Below are 16,027 nucleotides of genomic sequence, written 5' to 3' on the forward strand. Positions count from 1 at the left end.
GATTCTCTCCGTGAAAGCGCGCGAAAGACCGACTTTGACCGGCCTTGTAGGAGCCGCGACCGGCAGCGGCAAGGGCTTATCAAGGGTTTATCATGGCCTCGTCGCGCCCGAGAGCGCGCGACGACCGGCTTGCCACCGAGCCGCCGCATGGACACATTATAGGCAGCTGCGAGGAGAGCATCTGGTGGCCCACCACGATCCGATCAACCTGATGACACCGCCGGCCGGTCTGGCGCAGCTCAACGAGCGCTCGCGCGAGATCTTCCGGCAGATCGTCGAAAGCTATCTGGCGACCGGCGAGCCGGTCGGCTCGCGCAACATTTCGCGGCTGATCGCGGTTCCGCTGTCGCCGGCCTCGGTGCGCAACGTCATGGCCGATCTCGAGCAGCTCGGCCTGATCTACGCGCCGCACACCTCGGCCGGCCGCCTGCCGACCGAGGCCGGCCTGCGTTTCTTCGTGGACGCCCTGATGCAGGTCGGCGACATGACCGAGGCTGAGCAGCAATCGATCCAGAGCCAGCTCGCCGCGGTCGGGCGGGCGCAATCGGTCGAGGCCGCCCTGGACGAGGCGCTGACCCGGCTGTCGGGTCTGACCCGTGCCGCTGCCGTGGTTCTGACCGCCAAATCCAACACCCGGCTGAAGCACATCGAGTTCGTCAGGCTCGAGCCCGAGCGTGCGCTGGTCGTGCTGGTGGGCGAGGACGGGCAGGTCGAGAACCGGGTTCTGGTTCTGCCGCCGGGCGTGCCATCCTCGGCGCTGACCGAGGCGTCCAATTTCCTCAATGCCCGCATCAGAGGGCGGACCTTGGCGGAAGCACGGCTCGAGCTCGAGACCGCGCTGGCGCATGATCGTACCGAGCTCGACCAGCTCGCGCAGAAGGTGATCGCCGCCGGTGTCGCGAGCTGGTCCGGAGGGGACAGCGACGAGCGGCAGCTCATCGTGCGCGGCCATGCCAACCTGCTCGAGGACCTGCATGCGCTCGAAGATCTCGAGCGCGTGCGGCGGCTGTTCGACGATCTCGAGACCAAGCGCGGCGTCGTCGATCTGCTCGGACGGGCAGAGAGCGCGGAAGGTGTCCGCATCTTCATTGGCTCGGAGAACAAGCTGTTCTCGCTGTCGGGCTCGTCGACGATCGTGTCGCCCTATTCCGACGCCACGGGTCGCATCGTCGGCGTGCTCGGTGTCATCGGTCCGACCCGGCTCAACTATGCCCGGGTGATCCCGACGGTCGATTATGCCGCGCGTCTGGTCAGCCGGCTGCTTGGTGGCTGACGCGTGACATGGTTAACCCGCGGACAGCGCCATCGGGCGCGATGGTCAGGCTGCGCTTGATTTTCGACGCCCAAAGCACGATATCCCGCACCATACCCCCAAAACCCGTCAGCCGAACTTGCGAGTCTGTCCATGACCGATCCCGACCTGCATAAGAATGATCCGGAAAACCCGGCGCAGGCCAGCGAACCCGTCGTCTCCAAGCCCTATATCATGCCCGACGATCCTGAGACCGGCTCGGTCGAGGCCCTTGCCAAGGAGGCGGCCGACGCGCGCGACAAGATGCTGCGCACGCTGGCGGAGATGGAGAACCTGCGCAAGCGGACGGCCCGTGAAGTCGCCGATGCACGCATGTACGGCATCACCGGCTTCGCGCGCGACGTGCTCGACATCGCCGACAATCTGCAGCGCGCGCTCGATGCCGTGCCGGCCGAGACACGCGCCAATGCCGATGCAGGCCTCAAATCGTTGATCGAGGGCGTCGAGCTCACCGAGCGCTCGCTGCTCAACACGCTGGAGAAGAACGGCGTCAAGAAGTTCGATCCGACGGGACAGAAGTTCGACCCCAACTTCCAGCAGGCGATGTACGAGGTCCCGGATTCGTCGGTGCCGTCGGGCACCGTGGTGCAGGTCGTACAGGCCGGCTTCATGATCGGCGAGCGCATCCTGCGTCCCGCGCTGGTCGGCGTGTCCAAGGGTGGCGCGAAGGCGGCGCCCGCGCCGAGCAACGATCAGTCGAACAGCGCCGCGTGACGGCAAGCATAGGCAGGCCTTCTCCTGCCGTCCTATCAGTCCAACGAAGAAGCCACGGGCGGTGATGCCAGTGGCTTCTTGTTTGTCGGCGCGAGTTTGTAGTTCGTGTCGCGGCAGTGGACCGCGGCCGATGAGACCGCGGCTTCCGGATACCGAGTTGGGCTCAGCCTCTCGGCTGGATGCCGTCGCGGACGGCGCGGAAGCGCGGGAAGGCTACCGACCACTGATCGCGCGGCGCGCTGCCGATGATCCGCAGCGTATTCGGCCCGCCGAAGCGCAGCCATTGCACCACGGTCACCGGCGTATTGTCCTTGCCGCTGGTGGCTTCGAGCCGGGTCTCGTAGGCCGGCTGGCCGTCGATGCGGATCGGCTCGGACATCGTGATGCGCGCTTCGCGGACGCCCGGAATGGTGGTGGCCGCCTGCTGGGCGACACGCGCGCGGTCGCCCGCCTCCGGGGCCACCCCGGCCACGAGCCCGATCACCACGAAGGGCGCGGCTTCGAAGCCCTTGTCCTCTTCGCCGTCGGCCAGGATCAAGGCACCCGGCCCGAGCGTGCGGATGGTCTTGAACCCGGAGAGCTCGGTCACCTTGAACGGCATCATCGCGAGCTGCTCGTCGACGGGAACGTCCTTGCGGACGACGGCGGAGGCGAACATCTGACGCACGGCATCGTCGGTGTAGATCCGGCTCGCGGTCTCCGGGATCTGCACGGCCACGTAGCCGGAGAAGCCGTTGCCGGGCAGGATCATCGAGTAGCGCCGCACCGGCGTGGCGCCATCCCGACCGTTCTCAACCGTGTAGTAGGCGGTGCCGGCGGCGGTCTCGATGCTCTCCGGCTTGACGCTGCCGGTCCCGGCGGGATTGGCGGTAAACGCATTCTTCACCTCGCCATAGGCGGCCGCCGGCAGTTCGGTCAGCAGCACCTTGACGCTCTGGTCCTCGGTTTCGAAACCGGAAAACGTCTTGGCCTTGGCGAGCCCCACCAGCGGCGCGAGCCCGATGCGGACGCCGGGCGGAAATATGGCTTCGGCGGCCATTGCGGAGTGCAGCAGCGACATCAGCAGGGTAGCCGCGGCGAAGAGTCGAACGATCATCATCAAACATTGCCTCGTTGACCGAGGCCTCGCGCCGAGGCGGTCGGGGGTCCTCGCCAGCGTGGTCTTCGGCGGCACGCTTTTAGCGGCTTTGCGCCCCCCGCAACAGGCCGGGCGCGCGGTTTTGATCGCCTGCGGCGATCAGCGCGCCCTGCGGGTCGCATTTCCCAGGTCATTTCGCCTCGAAAGGCGGGCTGATGACGGTGCCGTGCTAGCCGCGCTTCAGGATTTCGACGCCATCGACGGTCTGCACCAGCACATAGGGCGCGAGCAGAGCCCTGATCTCGGGGTCGGAACGCGCCCAGTCGCCCCAGTCGCTGTTCTGATTGTCGATCAGGACGACGTCGGGCGGTTGCCTCCGGAAGTCGGCGATGATCCCGGCGCGTTCACGTTCCACATAGGGCGCGAGCCTCTGCGCAGTCTGTGAATCGATGGTTCCGTCTTGTTGCGACCGGCGAACGATTTCCCGGACCCAGAACGCCTCCTGGCGCGAGATCCAGGTGCCATCAAGGGTCCGCACCATGGGGTGCCCGATGACCGCCGCCGCGCTGAGCACGAGCATGCTCGGGCGCGGCCCGAGCCGGGCCACCTGGGCTTCGATCTGCTGGACATCGACACTACCATTGAACCAGAAGCAGGTCTGCACGAAGAGCACGGTGCCGGCGAGAGCGGTGGCGACACGCGGCCAGCGTCGCGCGTCGCGGCTGGCGTCGATCGCCGACACGGCAAGGCCGGCGGCAAGCAGCGCCAGCGCCACCATCGGATAGGCATGGTAGCCCCAGCCCTTTTGCTGCGCGACGAATGACACCAGGAACCCGAGTGATGCGGCCAATGTGGTGAACGATGCGGCGTCGCGCTCGTGCTGCGTGCGCTGAAGAATGAGGATGATGACTGCTGCAGCCAGCCACAGGCCCATCGGCAGGGTCACGAGGATGGTCGGCACGGGCGCCTTCAGAAGCAGATAGACGTCGCGGACCAGCGGATAGATGACCGTGAAATATTCGGGAAAGAACAGGTAGATGCACGCCGCGTTGATCAGCACCAGGGCCGCGGCGATCCAGTTCTCCAGCGCGAACAGCACGCGCCAGTCGCGCGCCTGAGCCGCGGCGGCGAGTATGCAGAAGCCGACGCTGAAGGCGAAATAAGGCTTGAAGCTCATCGTGAGGCCGGCACTGAGCCCGGCGATGAGCATGGCCGCCGGGGCCACCCGCTCGCGCCTGGCGCGCAGGATGTACACCGCGATCGCCGGCAATATCGTGATCAGGGCCAGATGTTCCCGCTGGCCGAAATCATACATCGGCGCGATCAGAAGCAGGGCGGTCGTCCACGCCGCCAGCCTGCCGTCGGCGAGACGATGGCGCAGGGCCGATGTCCGCAGCACCAGCCATACCAGCGTCAGGGATGCCGCGGTCAGCACGAAGATCAGGATATTCGTCGCCAGCTCGGGCCTGAGATGGATCGCACGCGCCAGCGCGACGGCCAGCAGATAGACCGACCCAGCCATCGGCGGGTTCGTCTCGAGGATGTCGACGTAGAGCCGCTGTCCATCGAGCATGCGCTCGCTGACGAGGAGCCACCAGCTGACATCGACATTGAGGGGAAGGACGTACCGCAGCCACGCCGCTGCAACCACGATGGCGCAAATCAGCAGTCCCGGGAACGTGGCTTGGCCGGCTTCGCGCGCGCGCTGCGGAAAGCCCCAATCGGAGTCGATGACCATGCCTCATTCCCGTCCCAGGAGTGCGGCAGGCTAGGGCCCGTGGGTTAACAACGCATTTCGGTCATTGGGGCAGATCAGCGGTACCGGATTTGTCGCACTTGCCCTCGATCGCACCCTCCTATTTCGCACGGGGCCATTCGACGTGCCGGCAGGTGGATTCGCGCAGTCGCCTCCGGTCCGAGCCGCCGTTTCGCGTCGCCGCCAATTCCGATGGGCCGCTCTGATGTCTCCATAAGGTCGTTCGGCGACGGCCGTGATTTTCGTTGGGTCGAACCCCTGGTCCGGTCCTTGCGGGCCAGTCCCCCCCTCCTATATGACGCTCATCGTCGCAATATCGCGAGCATTTGATCTGAGGGGGTTTTGGATGGGGGCGCCGTCAGGGCCCCACCCAACCTGCCGCAAAAAGAAGGAATATGAGACCATGGGAAAGGTCATCGGGATCGATCTCGGCACCACGAATTCGTGCGTGGCCGTCATGGACGGCAAATCGTCGAAAGTCATCGAGAACGCCGAGGGCATGCGCACGACGCCGTCGATCGTCGCGTTCAGTGACGATGGCGAACGCCTGGTCGGCCAGCCGGCCAAGCGCCAGGCCGTGACCAACCCCGAGCGCACCTTCTTCGCGGTCAAGCGACTGATCGGCCGCCGCTACGACGACCCGATGGTCGAGAAGGACAAGAAGCTCGTCCCCTACAAGATCGTCAAAGCCGGCAACGGCGACGCCTGGGTCGAGGCCGACGGCAAGACCTATTCGCCCTCGCAGGTCTCCGCCTTCATCCTGCAGAAGATGAAGGAGACCGCGGAAGCCCATCTCGGCCAGAAGGTCGACCAGGCCGTCATCACCGTCCCCGCCTACTTCAACGACGCCCAGCGCCAGGCCACCAAGGACGCGGGCAAGATCGCGGGCCTCGAGGTTCTGCGCATCATCAACGAGCCGACCGCGGCTGCGCTCGCTTACGGCCTCGACAAGACGAAGGCCGGCACCATCGCCGTGTACGACCTCGGCGGCGGCACCTTCGACGTCTCGATCCTGGAGATCGGCGACGGCGTGTTCGAGGTGAAGTCGACCAACGGCGACACCTTCCTCGGCGGTGAAGACTTCGACATGCGTCTGGTCAGCTACCTCGCCGACGAATTCCAGAAGGAGCAGGGCATCAACCTGCGCAACGACAAGCTCGCCCTGCAGCGCCTCAAGGAAGCTGCCGAGAAGGCCAAGATCGAGCTGTCGTCGACCACGCAGACCGAGATCAACCTGCCCTTCATCACCGCGGACCAGTCCGGTCCGAAGCATCTGACGATGAAGCTGACCCGCGCCAAGTTCGAGGCGCTGGTGGCCGACCTCGTCGAGAAGACCATCGAGCCGTGCCGCAAGGCGCTGAAGGATGCCGGCCTGACCGCCGGCGAGATCGGCGAAGTGGTGCTGGTCGGCGGCATGACCCGCATGCCGAAGATCCAGGAGATGGTGAAGCAGTTCTTCGGCAAGGAGCCGCACAAGGGCGTCAACCCCGACGAGGTGGTGGCGATCGGTGCGGCGATTCAGGCCGGCGTGCTGCAGGGCGACGTCAAGGACGTGCTGCTGCTCGACGTGACGCCGCTGTCCCTCGGCATCGAAACCTTGGGCGGCGTGTTCACCCGCATCATCGACCGCAACACCACGATCCCGACCAAGAAGAGCCAGGTGTTCTCGACCGCCGAGGACAATCAGAACGCGGTCACCATCCGGGTCTTCCAGGGTGAGCGCGAGATGGCGGCCGACAACAAGATGCTCGGTCAGTTCGACCTGATGGGCATTCCGCCGGCCCCGCGCGGCATGCCGCAGATCGAGGTGACGTTCGACATCGACGCGAACGGCATCGTCAACGTCTCGGCCAAGGACAAGGCCACCGGCAAGGAGCAGCAGATCCGCATCCAGGCCTCGGGTGGTCTGTCGGAAGCCGACATCGACAAGATGGTCAAGGACGCCGAGGCCAATGCCGCGGCGGACAAGAAGCGCCGCGAGGCGGTCGACGCCAAGAACCATGCGGACGCGCTGGTGCACTCCACCGAGAAGGCGCTGGCCGAGCATGGCTCGAAGGTCGCCGACACCGAGCGCCGCGCCATCGAGGATGCCGTCAGCGATCTCAAGGAAGCGCTGAAGGGCGACGATGCCGAGGCGATCAAGGCCAAGACCAACACGCTGGCCCAGGCGTCGATGAAGCTCGGCGAGGCCATGTACAAGCAGCAGGCCGAGACCGATGCGGCCCGCGACGCCGCCAAGGATGACGTGGTCGACGCGGAGTTCACCGAGGTCGACGACGACAAGAAGAAATCTGCTTAACTGAGGCAGAGGTAGTGACCATGACCCCCATGCCAAAGAGCGCACTTTGCGGCTCGTTGGATGGGGGTCATTTTCATTGACCCGGAACGCGCGCGGCGATCGCGCCAGCCGTTCCTGTTGGGCGAAGTTCGGGCGGGTTTGATTGATGTCCACCAAGCGCTGCTACTACGAGACCCTGGAAGTCGAGCGCGACGCCGACGAGACCAAGCTCAAGGCCGCCTTCCGCAAGCTGGCCATGAAGTGGCATCCGGACAAGAATCCGGGCGATGCCTCCAGCGAAGTGAAATTCAAGGAAATCAACGAGGCCTACGAGGTGCTGCGCGACGCCGACAAGCGCGCCGCCTACGACCGCTATGGCCACGCCGCCTTCGAGCAGGGCGGCATGGGCGGCGCGCACGGCTTCGGCGCCGGCTTTGCCTCCTCGTTCTCTGATATCTTCGAGGACCTGTTCGGCATGGCCGGGCAGCGACGCGGCGGTACCGGGCGCGAGCGCGGCGCCGATCTGCGCTACAACATGGAAATCACCTTGGAAGAGGCGTTCCAGGGCAAGACGGCGCAGATCGAGATTCCGGTCTCGGTGACCTGCGAATCCTGCTCCGGCACCGGCGCCAAGGCCGGCACCAAGCCGAAGACCTGCTCGATGTGCGGCGGCGCCGGCCGCGTGCGGCAGGCGCAGGGCTTCTTCACCTTGGAGCGGACCTGCCCCGGCTGTCACGGCCGCGGCCAGATGATCGAGGACCCCTGTCCGTCCTGCTCCGGCTCCGGACGCGTCACCCGTGACCGCACGCTGTCCGTCAACATTCCCCAGGGCGTCGAGGACGGCACCCGCATTCGTCTTGCCGGCGAGGGCGAGGCGGGGTTGCGCGGCGGACCGCCCGGCGATCTCTACATCTTCCTGTCGCTGACCCAGCACGAGTTCTTCCAGCGCGACGGCGCCGACCTGCATTGTCGGGTGCCGATCTCAATGGTGACGGCGGCGCTTGGCGGCGAGTTCGAGGTGCCGACGATCGACAAGGGCAAGACCAAGGTGAAGATTCCCGCCGGCGCGCAGTCCGGGCGCCGGTTTCGGATCGCGGCCAAGGGCATGCCGGTGCTGCGCTCGCGCCAGACCGGCGACATGTATGTCCAGATCGTGGTCGAGACGCCGCAGAACCTGACCAAGAAGCAGCAGGAGCTGCTGGCCGAATTCGAGAAGCTGTCGTCGGGAGCGACCCAGCCCGAGGCGGCCGGCTTCTTCACCAAGGTCAAGGACTTCTTCGGCAAGGCGGCGAGCTGAGCCGTGAGTTCAAGCAAGCACGGCCAGGTGGCCTCGCCGAATGACTTCGGGATTCATGTGTCGAGCCAATTTGCTGCTTTGCACATGCAAAAAATTATCGAATGCAACTGTAAGAGCGCGGACCCGCCAGCCTTAATCGTACGTTACGGTTCGGCTTGACCGCCCCGCCTGCGCCCTATACGTCTTTGTGACTCTTTTCTGACATCGCCGTGAAGACGGTCCCGTCTGGTACTGAGATGCCCTTGCAAACGTCCGTGCGTGCGTCGAAAAAGCCTCTCCGTCTGGACGACGAAGTGCGCTTCCTCCGCTCATGGATCGAAAAGCCGCTGCACATGGGCGCCGTCATGCCGTCGGGTCGGCTGCTGGCCCGCACCATGGCGCAGTACGTCGATCCGCACGGGACAGGCCCCGTCATCGAGCTCGGACCGGGCACCGGCGCGATCACCAATGCGCTGGTGGAGCACGGGGTCGATCAGAAGCGGCTGGTGCTGGTCGAGTACAATCCGAGTTTTTGCGCCCTGCTGCGCGATCGCTACCCGCAGGCCAAGGTGGTCCAGGGCGACGCCTATCGCCTTCGCGACACGCTCTGGAACGTGCTGGGTGCCCCGGCCTCCGCCGTCGTCTCCGGCCTGCCGCTCGTGACCAAGCCGATGCTGACCCGCATGAAGCTGATCCGCGATGCGTTCGCGGCGATGTCGCCGAATGCGCCGTTCGTGCAGTTCACCTATTCCGTCGTGCCGCCGATTCCGAAGTCGCTGCCCGGCGTCACCACGCAGGCGTCCGAGCGCATCTGGATGAACCTTCCGCCGGCGCGCGTCTGGGTGTATCGCAAGCCCTGACCGGCGGCCGCGATCCTTCGTGGCGGGTCGTTGACCGACCTCACGATGTCCGCGCTGAAGATCCTCATTGTCCCCGGTTCGACGCGGGTCGGCTCGCACAACGCGAAGCTCGCCGCGGCAGCCGCCTATCAGTTCGTGCAGGCCGGCGCCGACGTCACACGCATCTCGCTCGCCGACTTCCCGCTGCCGATCTACGACGCCGACCTCGAGGCGCAATCGGGCATTCCACTTCACGCCGTAAATATGACGCGCATGATCGGCGTTCATCATGCCGTGCTGCTGGTGACGCCGGAATACAACGCCTCGGTGCCGCCGCTGCTGAGCAACGCCATCACCTGGATCTCGCGCGTCGACGAGCCGCCGGGCAGCCGCGGCGCGGTGTTCCGCAGCCGGCCGTTTGCGATCGCTGCCGCCTCCGAGAACCGTTTCGGCGGCGTGCGTGCACTCTCGGCGTTGCGGCTGATGCTGACTGCCTGCAACGCGACGGTGATCCCGAGCCAGCTTGCGCTGGCCTTCGCCGACAAGGCCTACAACGACATGGACCGGCTCAAACTGCCCGCCGACATCACGGCGCTCGACGCCCTGGTGCGGGAGCTGATCGTTGTCGCGCAACATACGATGTGAGGTGACATGCCGACCGAGATTGCTCCCCGCGACCGCCTGATCGTGGCGCTCGATTTGCCGAGCGTGGCCGAGGCCGAAGCCATGATCATCAGGCTCGGCGACGCCGTGACATTCTACAAGATCGGCATGGAGCTGACCTATGCCGGCGGCCTCGGCCTCGCCGAACGGCTCGCGGCCGAGGGCAAGCACGTGTTCATGGACCTCAAGCTGCACGACATCCCGACCACCGTCGAGCGCGCCACCCGCCAGATCGCCAGGCTCGGCGCGCGCTTCCTCACCGTGCACGGCTTCTCCCAGAGCATGAAGGCGGCGCTCGCCGGCGCTGCCGGCTCCAGCCTCGAGCTGCTCGCCGTCACCGTGATGACGTCTTACGACGATGCCGACCTCGCCGCCGCCGGCTACGCCATGGGTGTCAAGGAGCTCGTGGCGCACCGCGCCAGGCAGGCCAAGGAGATCGGCATCCACGGCCTGATCCTGTCGCCCGAGGAGACCCAGCTGGTGCGCCCGCTGGTCGGCCCCGACATGCAGCTCGTGACTCCCGGGATCCGCCCGGCGGGATCGGACGTTGGCGACCAGAAGCGCATCATGACCCCGGCGCTGGCGATCGCCGGCGGCGCCGACCGCCTCGTCGTCGGCCGTCCGGTGACCGGCGCCGCCGATCCGGCGGCGGCCGCCGAGAGCATCGTCGCCGACATCGCCAGCGCCGTCGCGCTGGTCGGCAAGACCAACCGAGCTTGAGCAAGAGCGCCAGAGAGCAAGGAGACGACAGGGATGCCCAAGGCCTATTGGATCGCGCGGATCGACGTGCACAACATGGACGGCTACAAGGACTACGTCGCGCAGAACGGCGCGGTGTTCCACCAGTACGGCGCCAAATTCCTGGTCCGTGGCGGCCAGTACGAGACCAAGGAAGGCACCTCGCGCTCGCGCAACGTCGTGATCGAGTTCAAGGACTACGCCACCGCGCTGGCATGTTACAATTCTGCCGAATACCAGCGGCTGGTGGCGATGCGCGCGCCGCATTCGCAAGGCGACCTGGTGATCATCGAGGGCTACGACGGACCGCAGCCCTGAGTGCGGCCCGGCTGCCCGCCGGCCTCGGTTGCCGGCGCCGCGCGCCCCGGCTATAGCCCTCGAAGGGGCGGAGGAGCTGACATGTCCAAGATGCGCTTGATCGTTGCCGGAGCCGGCGGCCGTATGGGCCGCGCCCTGGTGCGCGCGATCGCCGAGACCGACGGCGCCGTGCTGGCGGGCGCGCTCGAAGCCCCCGGCTCGGAGCTGATCGGCAAGGACTCCGGCGCCCTCGCCGGCCTGCCCGCCAACGGCATCACACTGTCGGGCGACCTCTGGACCATGTCCGCCGAGGCCGACGGCATCCTCGATTTCACCGTCCCGGCCGCGACCATCGCCAACGTCGCGATCGCCGCCGAGCGCGGCATCGTCCACGTCGTCGGCACGACCGGCCTGTCGTCGTCGGACGACGCCGTCATCAAGAGCGTCACCAAGCGCGCCGTCGTCGTGCAGTCCGGCAATATGAGCCTCGGCGTCAACCTGCTGGCGGCGCTGGTCAAGCAGGTGGCGAAGTCGCTCGACGCCGGCTTCGACATCGAGATCCTCGAGATGCATCACAAGCACAAGGTCGACGCGCCCTCGGGCACCGCGCTGATGCTCGGCCGCGCCGCCGCCGAGGGCCGCGGTATCGCGCTCGACGAGCATTCCGCCCGTGGCCGCGACGGCATCACCGGCGAGCGCCGCAGCGGCGACATCGGCTTCGCCTCGCTGCGCGGCGGCACGGCGGCGGGCGATCACAGCGTCATCTTCGCCGGTCCCTCGGAGCGGCTGGTGCTGTCGCACCAGGCCGAGGACCGCATGATCTTCGCCCATGGCGCGCTGAAGGCGGCGCTGTGGGCGCATGGCAAGCCGCCGGGCTACTACACGATGGACGACGTGCTCGGCCTCAAGGACCTTTTCTAGTTCAACGTCGATGGAAGCGAACTGATGAGCGAACGTCTCCTGGTGCTGGTGCGCCACGGCCAGAGCGAGTGGAATCTTAAGAACCTGTTCACCGGCTGGAAGGACCCGGACCTGACCGAGCAGGGCGTGGCCGAGGCCAGGGAGGCCGGGCGCAAGCTGAAGGCGCAGGGGCTGGTCTTCGACGTCGCCTTCACCTCGGTGCTGACGCGCGCCCAGCACACGCTCGATCTGATCCTGACCGAGCTCGGCCAGACCGGCCTTCCGACCAGCAAAAACCTCGCGCTGAACGAGCGCGACTACGGCGACCTCTCCGGCCTCAACAAGGACGACGCCCGCGCCAGATGGGGCGAGGAGCAGGTCCACATCTGGCGCCGCTCCTACGACGTCCCCCCGCCCGGTGGCGAAAGCCTCAAGGACACGCTCGCCCGCGCGCTGCCCTACTACGTCCAGGAAATCCTCCCCGGCGTCCTGCGCGGCCAGCGCACATTGGTCGCCGCCCACGGCAACTCGCTGCGCGCCTTGATCATGGTGCTGGAAAAGCTGACGCCGGAGGGCATTCTGAAGCGCGAGCTCGCCACCGGCGTGCCGATCATCTACCGCCTGAATGCGGATTCGACGGTGGAATCGAAGCTGGATCTGGCGGGCTGATCGCGCGCCCAAAGCGTTCCGTCTCCGATGCTCCCGCATCGCCTTGAGAACCATGAGGCCAAGGTCCGGGCCTCGCCCTTCGAGACGCCCGCCTGCGGCGGGCTCCTCAGGGTGAGGGGCGTAAGTTGCTCCGGAGCTCGACCCTTCCATGAGCACGCTGCTCATCGCCAATTCGCAGCTCCGAATGCGAAGCCGCCCCTCATGGTGAGGAGCGTCGCCCTTGCGACGCGTCTCGAACCATGAGGCCCGCGACGATGCGGAGGGAATCGGCCAGTGCGATCACCGGCACGCCGATCTTTCTCCCCGATTCACATCTCAAACAGCCCCGCTCACGGCTCCACGATCTCGCGGCGCATCTCGCCCGAGTCCTGCTGCAACCATGTCCCTCCGAAACATGAGAGGGCGCGGGGAATGCCGGATGCTGGCCGCACCCATGGCCCGCCTGCAGAAAAAAAGCAGGCGGCAGTCACCACAGGTTCAGCCGGAACAACCGGCATTCCCCGCGCGACGGTCTTAACGCTTATACGCAGTCTCCCTGGTGCGCCGGGCTTGTTGGCCACCATTGTCCGCGCGGCGCGTTTGCGCCATCGCGAACGTGACACCAGCATCGGGGCGTCAGGACCCTGCGACTTCACGTCCACGCTCCACCGTTCGTCCGCGCGCCCGAAGACGCGCTGCGGCAGACCGCGGCCATCGCTCCCCGCCTCGCGTGTCGTGACGATCGCGCGCAACGCCCCTCTCGTCGAGGCGGGATGGGCGGAGATAATCACAATTTCGGAAATAAAGCAATATATTTTGAGCAGAAGTTACCCCGATGAGCGGAGGCGCAGAGTCGTTGCCCACGAATCCGGCCGATATCGATCTCTCCGTGACATACCTCAGAGGTGACTTCGTGGCGGCAGCTTGAGTGCGCCGTCCGTGGGAACCGATATGAGCGCTAAGGCCTAACTTACCGAAAATTCGGTCCCGTTCTTTAGCTCAACTTTATACTGGAATGTTTTTCCACGAGCCTGATGAAATTCCCGAAGCTGCTTGAGGTAATCGCTCGCTTTCGTTCTGAGCCCTACGCTATGAACTTCGAAGAGATTACCATCTACGCCCAACACGAACACGCGATCCACAACGCTAGTCACGCGCATGACTTCCAGCGTTTTCTCCAATGTTTGCGCAACCGAAATGCTGAACGCGAGGAAGAAATCGACGTCTTTGAGAATTTGATCAGAACCGCTTGAGTGTCTGGTGCCCAACGCATGGGCGATTTCGTTTCGACGTTCGAAAAAGTTATTGATGTAACCTAAAATTAGTCCATGTGCTTTGTTTGCGTCGGTCTCCTGAAGATACTGAAGCATCGGCTCCTTGTCCGACGTTTTGAGACAGATATCTTGCAAATCGCTGATGCTGAACAACAGATTTATTTGACCGGGACGCATATTGTTTTCGTTATGGATTAGCTCTTCGTAGATGTCCTGCGTCTTGTCGCCATTGCAAAATTGATACACCGAATTGAATTTTCGAAGAGCGTCCTTACGACTTCCCTCAGCAAACGGCGTGGCACTCACCTCAACCTCTGCCAATCCAGCCATGGTGCGTCGCCAAGCTGTTTGGACAAGCTTTTTTGGAACAGCCTTGAAATCTTTCGCGGCGCCAACGATGGCCCTCGCGTAGGTCCGTGCCATCTCTCTCACAAATTGCTCGAACGTTGCGGCGAGCAAGAGCGTGGCGGAATTCGCCGCTGCTATGCGCATCTGCGGCTTAGACGGGTCAGTAACAACGCCTAATAGCGCTCGAATGGATTCGAGATCGTCATCGAACTCTTCTTGGATGATAGAAAACTGCGAACTCAAATTAGCCTCGCAGAATGCCGCGCATCAAGTTGATCCGGTCGCGAACAGCTTGAGCCGTATTGCCGCGGCCCGTCAGGATTTCTGATGTTGCTACTCCTGAGATTGCCCTTTCCATTCTTCGCTGCACGCCTGCTTTCTGTGAATTGATCTCGTTTCTAATTGACCAAAGGTCATTGATTGCCACCATTGAGGCATCGTAGATGGCGGCCGATACGCGATCTCGCTCCCCCTCTTCCTGAAACAACAGGAACGGCTTGTGGTCAAAAAGTTCATAAAGGAAGTCAAATCTTTCCATGAATTCCTGCTTGGCGGCTTGTCCTTGTTCGTTTGTAAGTTTTTCCTCCATGGCCCTATCTAGCATTGCCCTCATCGAGCCGCGGATATTACGATCGTCTTTCAAGGCAAAGTAGCGCAACACCAATTGGCAATCCCCCATCGTCGCATAAAGAGAATTTCGTTGGCGGTCTGGATTTTCATAGTAGTCGCCGGGATCTGTCTCGATGTACGGGGGAATGTCGAAAACTTCGGTGAAACGCGACCACCGAGTCAGTTCCAAAATTACCTTGCTGAAGGTCCCCGGATTAAGAGCATTCCGAATTTCCTGGGGGTTCAGCTTGGTGCCTCCAGTGTTCAGTCTGTCAAAAATGAACCGACGAATATCAGTCAGCGAAAACTTGCCCTGATTTGAGGCTTCTGGTTCACTCTCAAGGAGCAGCACGATGGCAGATACGCTCGCACGATCCAACGCGCGCTTGATACGGGGTGGGCACTTAGAATATCGAAGACCATTAAGCGGCTTCAACACTGACAGACTGCTCAGTGCAAAATCACCAGCTAAGAATTCGCGAACGGCATTGAGTCGCTGCTGCCCATCCATAACTTCATATCGCGCTGCATCGCTTTCATAAAAATAGACCGGCGGGACTGGAATATTGAGCAGCAAAGACTCTATGAGGCGAGATTTCTGGGGAGTGTTCCAGCGAAGTCGGCGCTGATATTCCGGCCTCAAGTTAAGGACCTCACCCTTGTCGATCAGATCACGGATTTGCGGCAAGAAAAAATTGTTAGTCTGATAGATTATTCGAAAGGCGTTCTTGGCAAAAAATCCATCTGGATCGGAGGCGGGCGAATTCAGCGCATCCAACTCAAAGCCGTCTTCATCCTCGACTATGATTTCTCGTACCATATAATGCCTCGTTTGAGTTCTGCTTGTAACGTCATAATCCATTTCGTCTTGAGAGTCTGACTCAAAAATGCAGGTATTAGCCTCGGCCGCTACATGGCCGCCTCGGCATGAGATTGATCCCCCGAATGGCAGCCCAACTCGTGGCGCTCTCGATAGGGCCGAATGCCGCGAGTGCAACAACGCACTCGTAACCACTAGCGCTGTCGGCTTTGCCGTTCCCATTCGCGTAATGTGATCCCGTCTTCCGAAATTCAGACGCCAAGCCAAAATGCTGAGCTTGCACACGGTCCAAAATGGTTCAGGGGCCTAAAATTTTTGAGGTCACCTCGTGGCAACAGCCATCAGCTTTTCCCCGGTGCCCCTCTCCGAACTTGACCTTGCCCCTCGGGCTTAATCCAGCTTGAAGTTCGTTCTGGCCCCAACGAGGACCAGAGCATGAAGCGCAGCCGCTTTACGGAAGAGCAGATCATCGGGATT

14 protein-coding genes are annotated in these 16,027 nt (G+C 63.7%); 10 read left to right on the forward strand and 4 right to left on the reverse strand.

The features are described from left to right. The first annotated feature begins 184 nt into the window (after window positions 1-184). Both hrcA and grpE read left to right on the forward strand, forming a co-directional pair. Window positions 185-1,273 (forward strand): heat-inducible transcriptional repressor HrcA, encoded by a 1,089-nt coding sequence (gene hrcA / locus QW881_RS27770; RefSeq protein WP_315759103.1) that lies wholly within the window; start codon window positions 185-187, stop codon window positions 1,271-1,273. A gap of 132 nt (window positions 1,274-1,405) precedes the next feature. Beyond that, complete coding sequence (gene grpE, locus QW881_RS27775) at window positions 1,406-2,026, forward strand: nucleotide exchange factor GrpE (protein ID WP_315759105.1); 621 nt, start codon at window positions 1,406-1,408, stop codon at window positions 2,024-2,026. A gap of 163 nt (window positions 2,027-2,189) precedes the next feature. Here the strand turns inward: grpE and QW881_RS27780 are convergent, their stop codons facing one another. Both QW881_RS27780 and QW881_RS27785 read right to left on the reverse strand, forming a co-directional pair. Then, window positions 2,190-3,125 (reverse strand): hypothetical protein, encoded by a 936-nt coding sequence (locus QW881_RS27780; protein ID WP_315740391.1) that lies wholly within the window; start codon window positions 3,123-3,125, stop codon window positions 2,190-2,192. 208 nt (window positions 3,126-3,333) lie between these two features. Beyond that, window positions 3,334-4,842, reverse strand: a complete 1,509-nt coding sequence (locus QW881_RS27785; RefSeq protein ID WP_315759106.1) for a hypothetical protein — start codon at window positions 4,840-4,842, stop codon at window positions 3,334-3,336. Window positions 4,843-5,263: 421 nt separating this feature from the next. On the opposite strand from QW881_RS27785, the gene dnaK reads away from it, so the two are divergent. The 8 genes from dnaK (at window position 5,264) to QW881_RS27825 (ending at window position 12,520) form a co-directional block, all read left to right on the forward strand. Further along, the gene (gene dnaK, locus QW881_RS27790) at window positions 5,264-7,159 is read left to right on the forward strand and encodes a molecular chaperone DnaK (protein WP_315740389.1); all 1,896 of its coding nucleotides are present in this window, start codon (window positions 5,264-5,266) and stop codon (window positions 7,157-7,159) included. A 145-nt stretch (window positions 7,160-7,304) separates the two neighbouring features. Further along, window positions 7,305-8,435 carry a molecular chaperone DnaJ gene (dnaJ, locus tag QW881_RS27795; RefSeq protein WP_315740388.1) on the forward strand — a complete coding sequence of 377 codons (1,131 nt, stop codon included), beginning with the start codon at window positions 7,305-7,307 and terminating at the stop codon, window positions 8,433-8,435. Between the two features lie 236 nt (window positions 8,436-8,671). Continuing rightward, window positions 8,672-9,274: a class I SAM-dependent methyltransferase gene (locus QW881_RS27800; RefSeq protein WP_315759107.1), complete on the forward strand. Its 603-nt coding sequence runs from the start codon at window positions 8,672-8,674 to the stop codon at window positions 9,272-9,274. 45 nt (window positions 9,275-9,319) lie between these two features. Beyond that, window positions 9,320-9,898 carry an NAD(P)H-dependent oxidoreductase gene (locus QW881_RS27805; RefSeq protein WP_315759115.1) on the forward strand — a complete coding sequence of 193 codons (579 nt, stop codon included), beginning with the start codon at window positions 9,320-9,322 and terminating at the stop codon, window positions 9,896-9,898. 6 nt (window positions 9,899-9,904) lie between these two features. Then, window positions 9,905-10,636, forward strand: a complete 732-nt coding sequence (gene pyrF / locus QW881_RS27810; RefSeq protein WP_315759108.1) for an orotidine-5'-phosphate decarboxylase — start codon at window positions 9,905-9,907, stop codon at window positions 10,634-10,636. A gap of 33 nt (window positions 10,637-10,669) precedes the next feature. After that, window positions 10,670-10,972 (forward strand): DUF1330 domain-containing protein, encoded by a 303-nt coding sequence (locus tag QW881_RS27815; protein WP_315759109.1) that lies wholly within the window; start codon window positions 10,670-10,672, stop codon window positions 10,970-10,972. Between the two features lie 81 nt (window positions 10,973-11,053). After that, on the forward strand, window positions 11,054-11,872 hold the full coding sequence (gene dapB, locus QW881_RS27820; protein WP_315759110.1) for a 4-hydroxy-tetrahydrodipicolinate reductase: 819 nt from the start codon (window positions 11,054-11,056) through the stop codon (window positions 11,870-11,872). A 24-nt stretch (window positions 11,873-11,896) separates the two neighbouring features. Beyond that, window positions 11,897-12,520, forward strand: coding sequence for a 2,3-bisphosphoglycerate-dependent phosphoglycerate mutase (locus tag QW881_RS27825; RefSeq protein ID WP_315759111.1), 624 nt, complete (start codon window positions 11,897-11,899; stop codon window positions 12,518-12,520). 944 nt (window positions 12,521-13,464) lie between these two features. Here QW881_RS27825 and QW881_RS27830 read toward each other — a convergent pair. Next, window positions 13,465-14,364, reverse strand: a complete 900-nt coding sequence (locus QW881_RS27830; RefSeq protein WP_315759112.1) for an MAE_28990/MAE_18760 family HEPN-like nuclease — start codon at window positions 14,362-14,364, stop codon at window positions 13,465-13,467. A 1-nt stretch (window position 14,365) separates the two neighbouring features. After that, the gene (locus QW881_RS27835; protein ID WP_315759113.1) at window positions 14,366-15,550 is read right to left on the reverse strand and encodes a DUF262 domain-containing protein; all 1,185 of its coding nucleotides are present in this window, start codon (window positions 15,548-15,550) and stop codon (window positions 14,366-14,368) included. Window positions 15,551-16,027: the final 477 nt, after the last annotated feature.

The sequence above is a fragment of the Bradyrhizobium sp. SZCCHNS3016 genome, assembly GCF_032484535.1.
In the GTDB taxonomy this organism is placed as follows: domain Bacteria; phylum Pseudomonadota; class Alphaproteobacteria; order Rhizobiales; family Xanthobacteraceae; genus Bradyrhizobium.

Bases quoted from the DNA above. Each gene is read 5' to 3' on its own strand.
- grpE (WP_315759105.1), top strand. From the start codon at position 1,406: ATGACCGATCCCGACCTGCATAAGAATGATCCGGAAAACCCGGCGCAG.
- QW881_RS27780 (WP_315740391.1), bottom strand. From the start codon at position 3,125: ATGATGATCGTTCGACTCTTCGCCGCGGCTACCCTGCTGATGTCGCTG.
- QW881_RS27785 (WP_315759106.1), bottom strand. From the start codon at position 4,842: ATGGTCATCGACTCCGATTGGGGCTTTCCGCAGCGCGCGCGCGAAGCC.
- dnaK (WP_315740389.1), top strand. From the start codon at position 5,264: ATGGGAAAGGTCATCGGGATCGATCTCGGCACCACGAATTCGTGCGTG.
- dnaJ (WP_315740388.1), top strand. From the start codon at position 7,305: ATGTCCACCAAGCGCTGCTACTACGAGACCCTGGAAGTCGAGCGCGAC.
- QW881_RS27800 (WP_315759107.1), top strand. From the start codon at position 8,672: ATGCCCTTGCAAACGTCCGTGCGTGCGTCGAAAAAGCCTCTCCGTCTG.
- QW881_RS27805 (WP_315759115.1), top strand. From the start codon at position 9,320: ATGTCCGCGCTGAAGATCCTCATTGTCCCCGGTTCGACGCGGGTCGGC.
- pyrF (WP_315759108.1), top strand. From the start codon at position 9,905: ATGCCGACCGAGATTGCTCCCCGCGACCGCCTGATCGTGGCGCTCGAT.
- QW881_RS27815 (WP_315759109.1), top strand. From the start codon at position 10,670: ATGCCCAAGGCCTATTGGATCGCGCGGATCGACGTGCACAACATGGAC.
- dapB (WP_315759110.1), top strand. From the start codon at position 11,054: ATGTCCAAGATGCGCTTGATCGTTGCCGGAGCCGGCGGCCGTATGGGC.
- QW881_RS27825 (WP_315759111.1), top strand. From the start codon at position 11,897: ATGAGCGAACGTCTCCTGGTGCTGGTGCGCCACGGCCAGAGCGAGTGG.
- QW881_RS27835 (WP_315759113.1), bottom strand. From the start codon at position 15,550: ATGGTACGAGAAATCATAGTCGAGGATGAAGACGGCTTTGAGTTGGAT.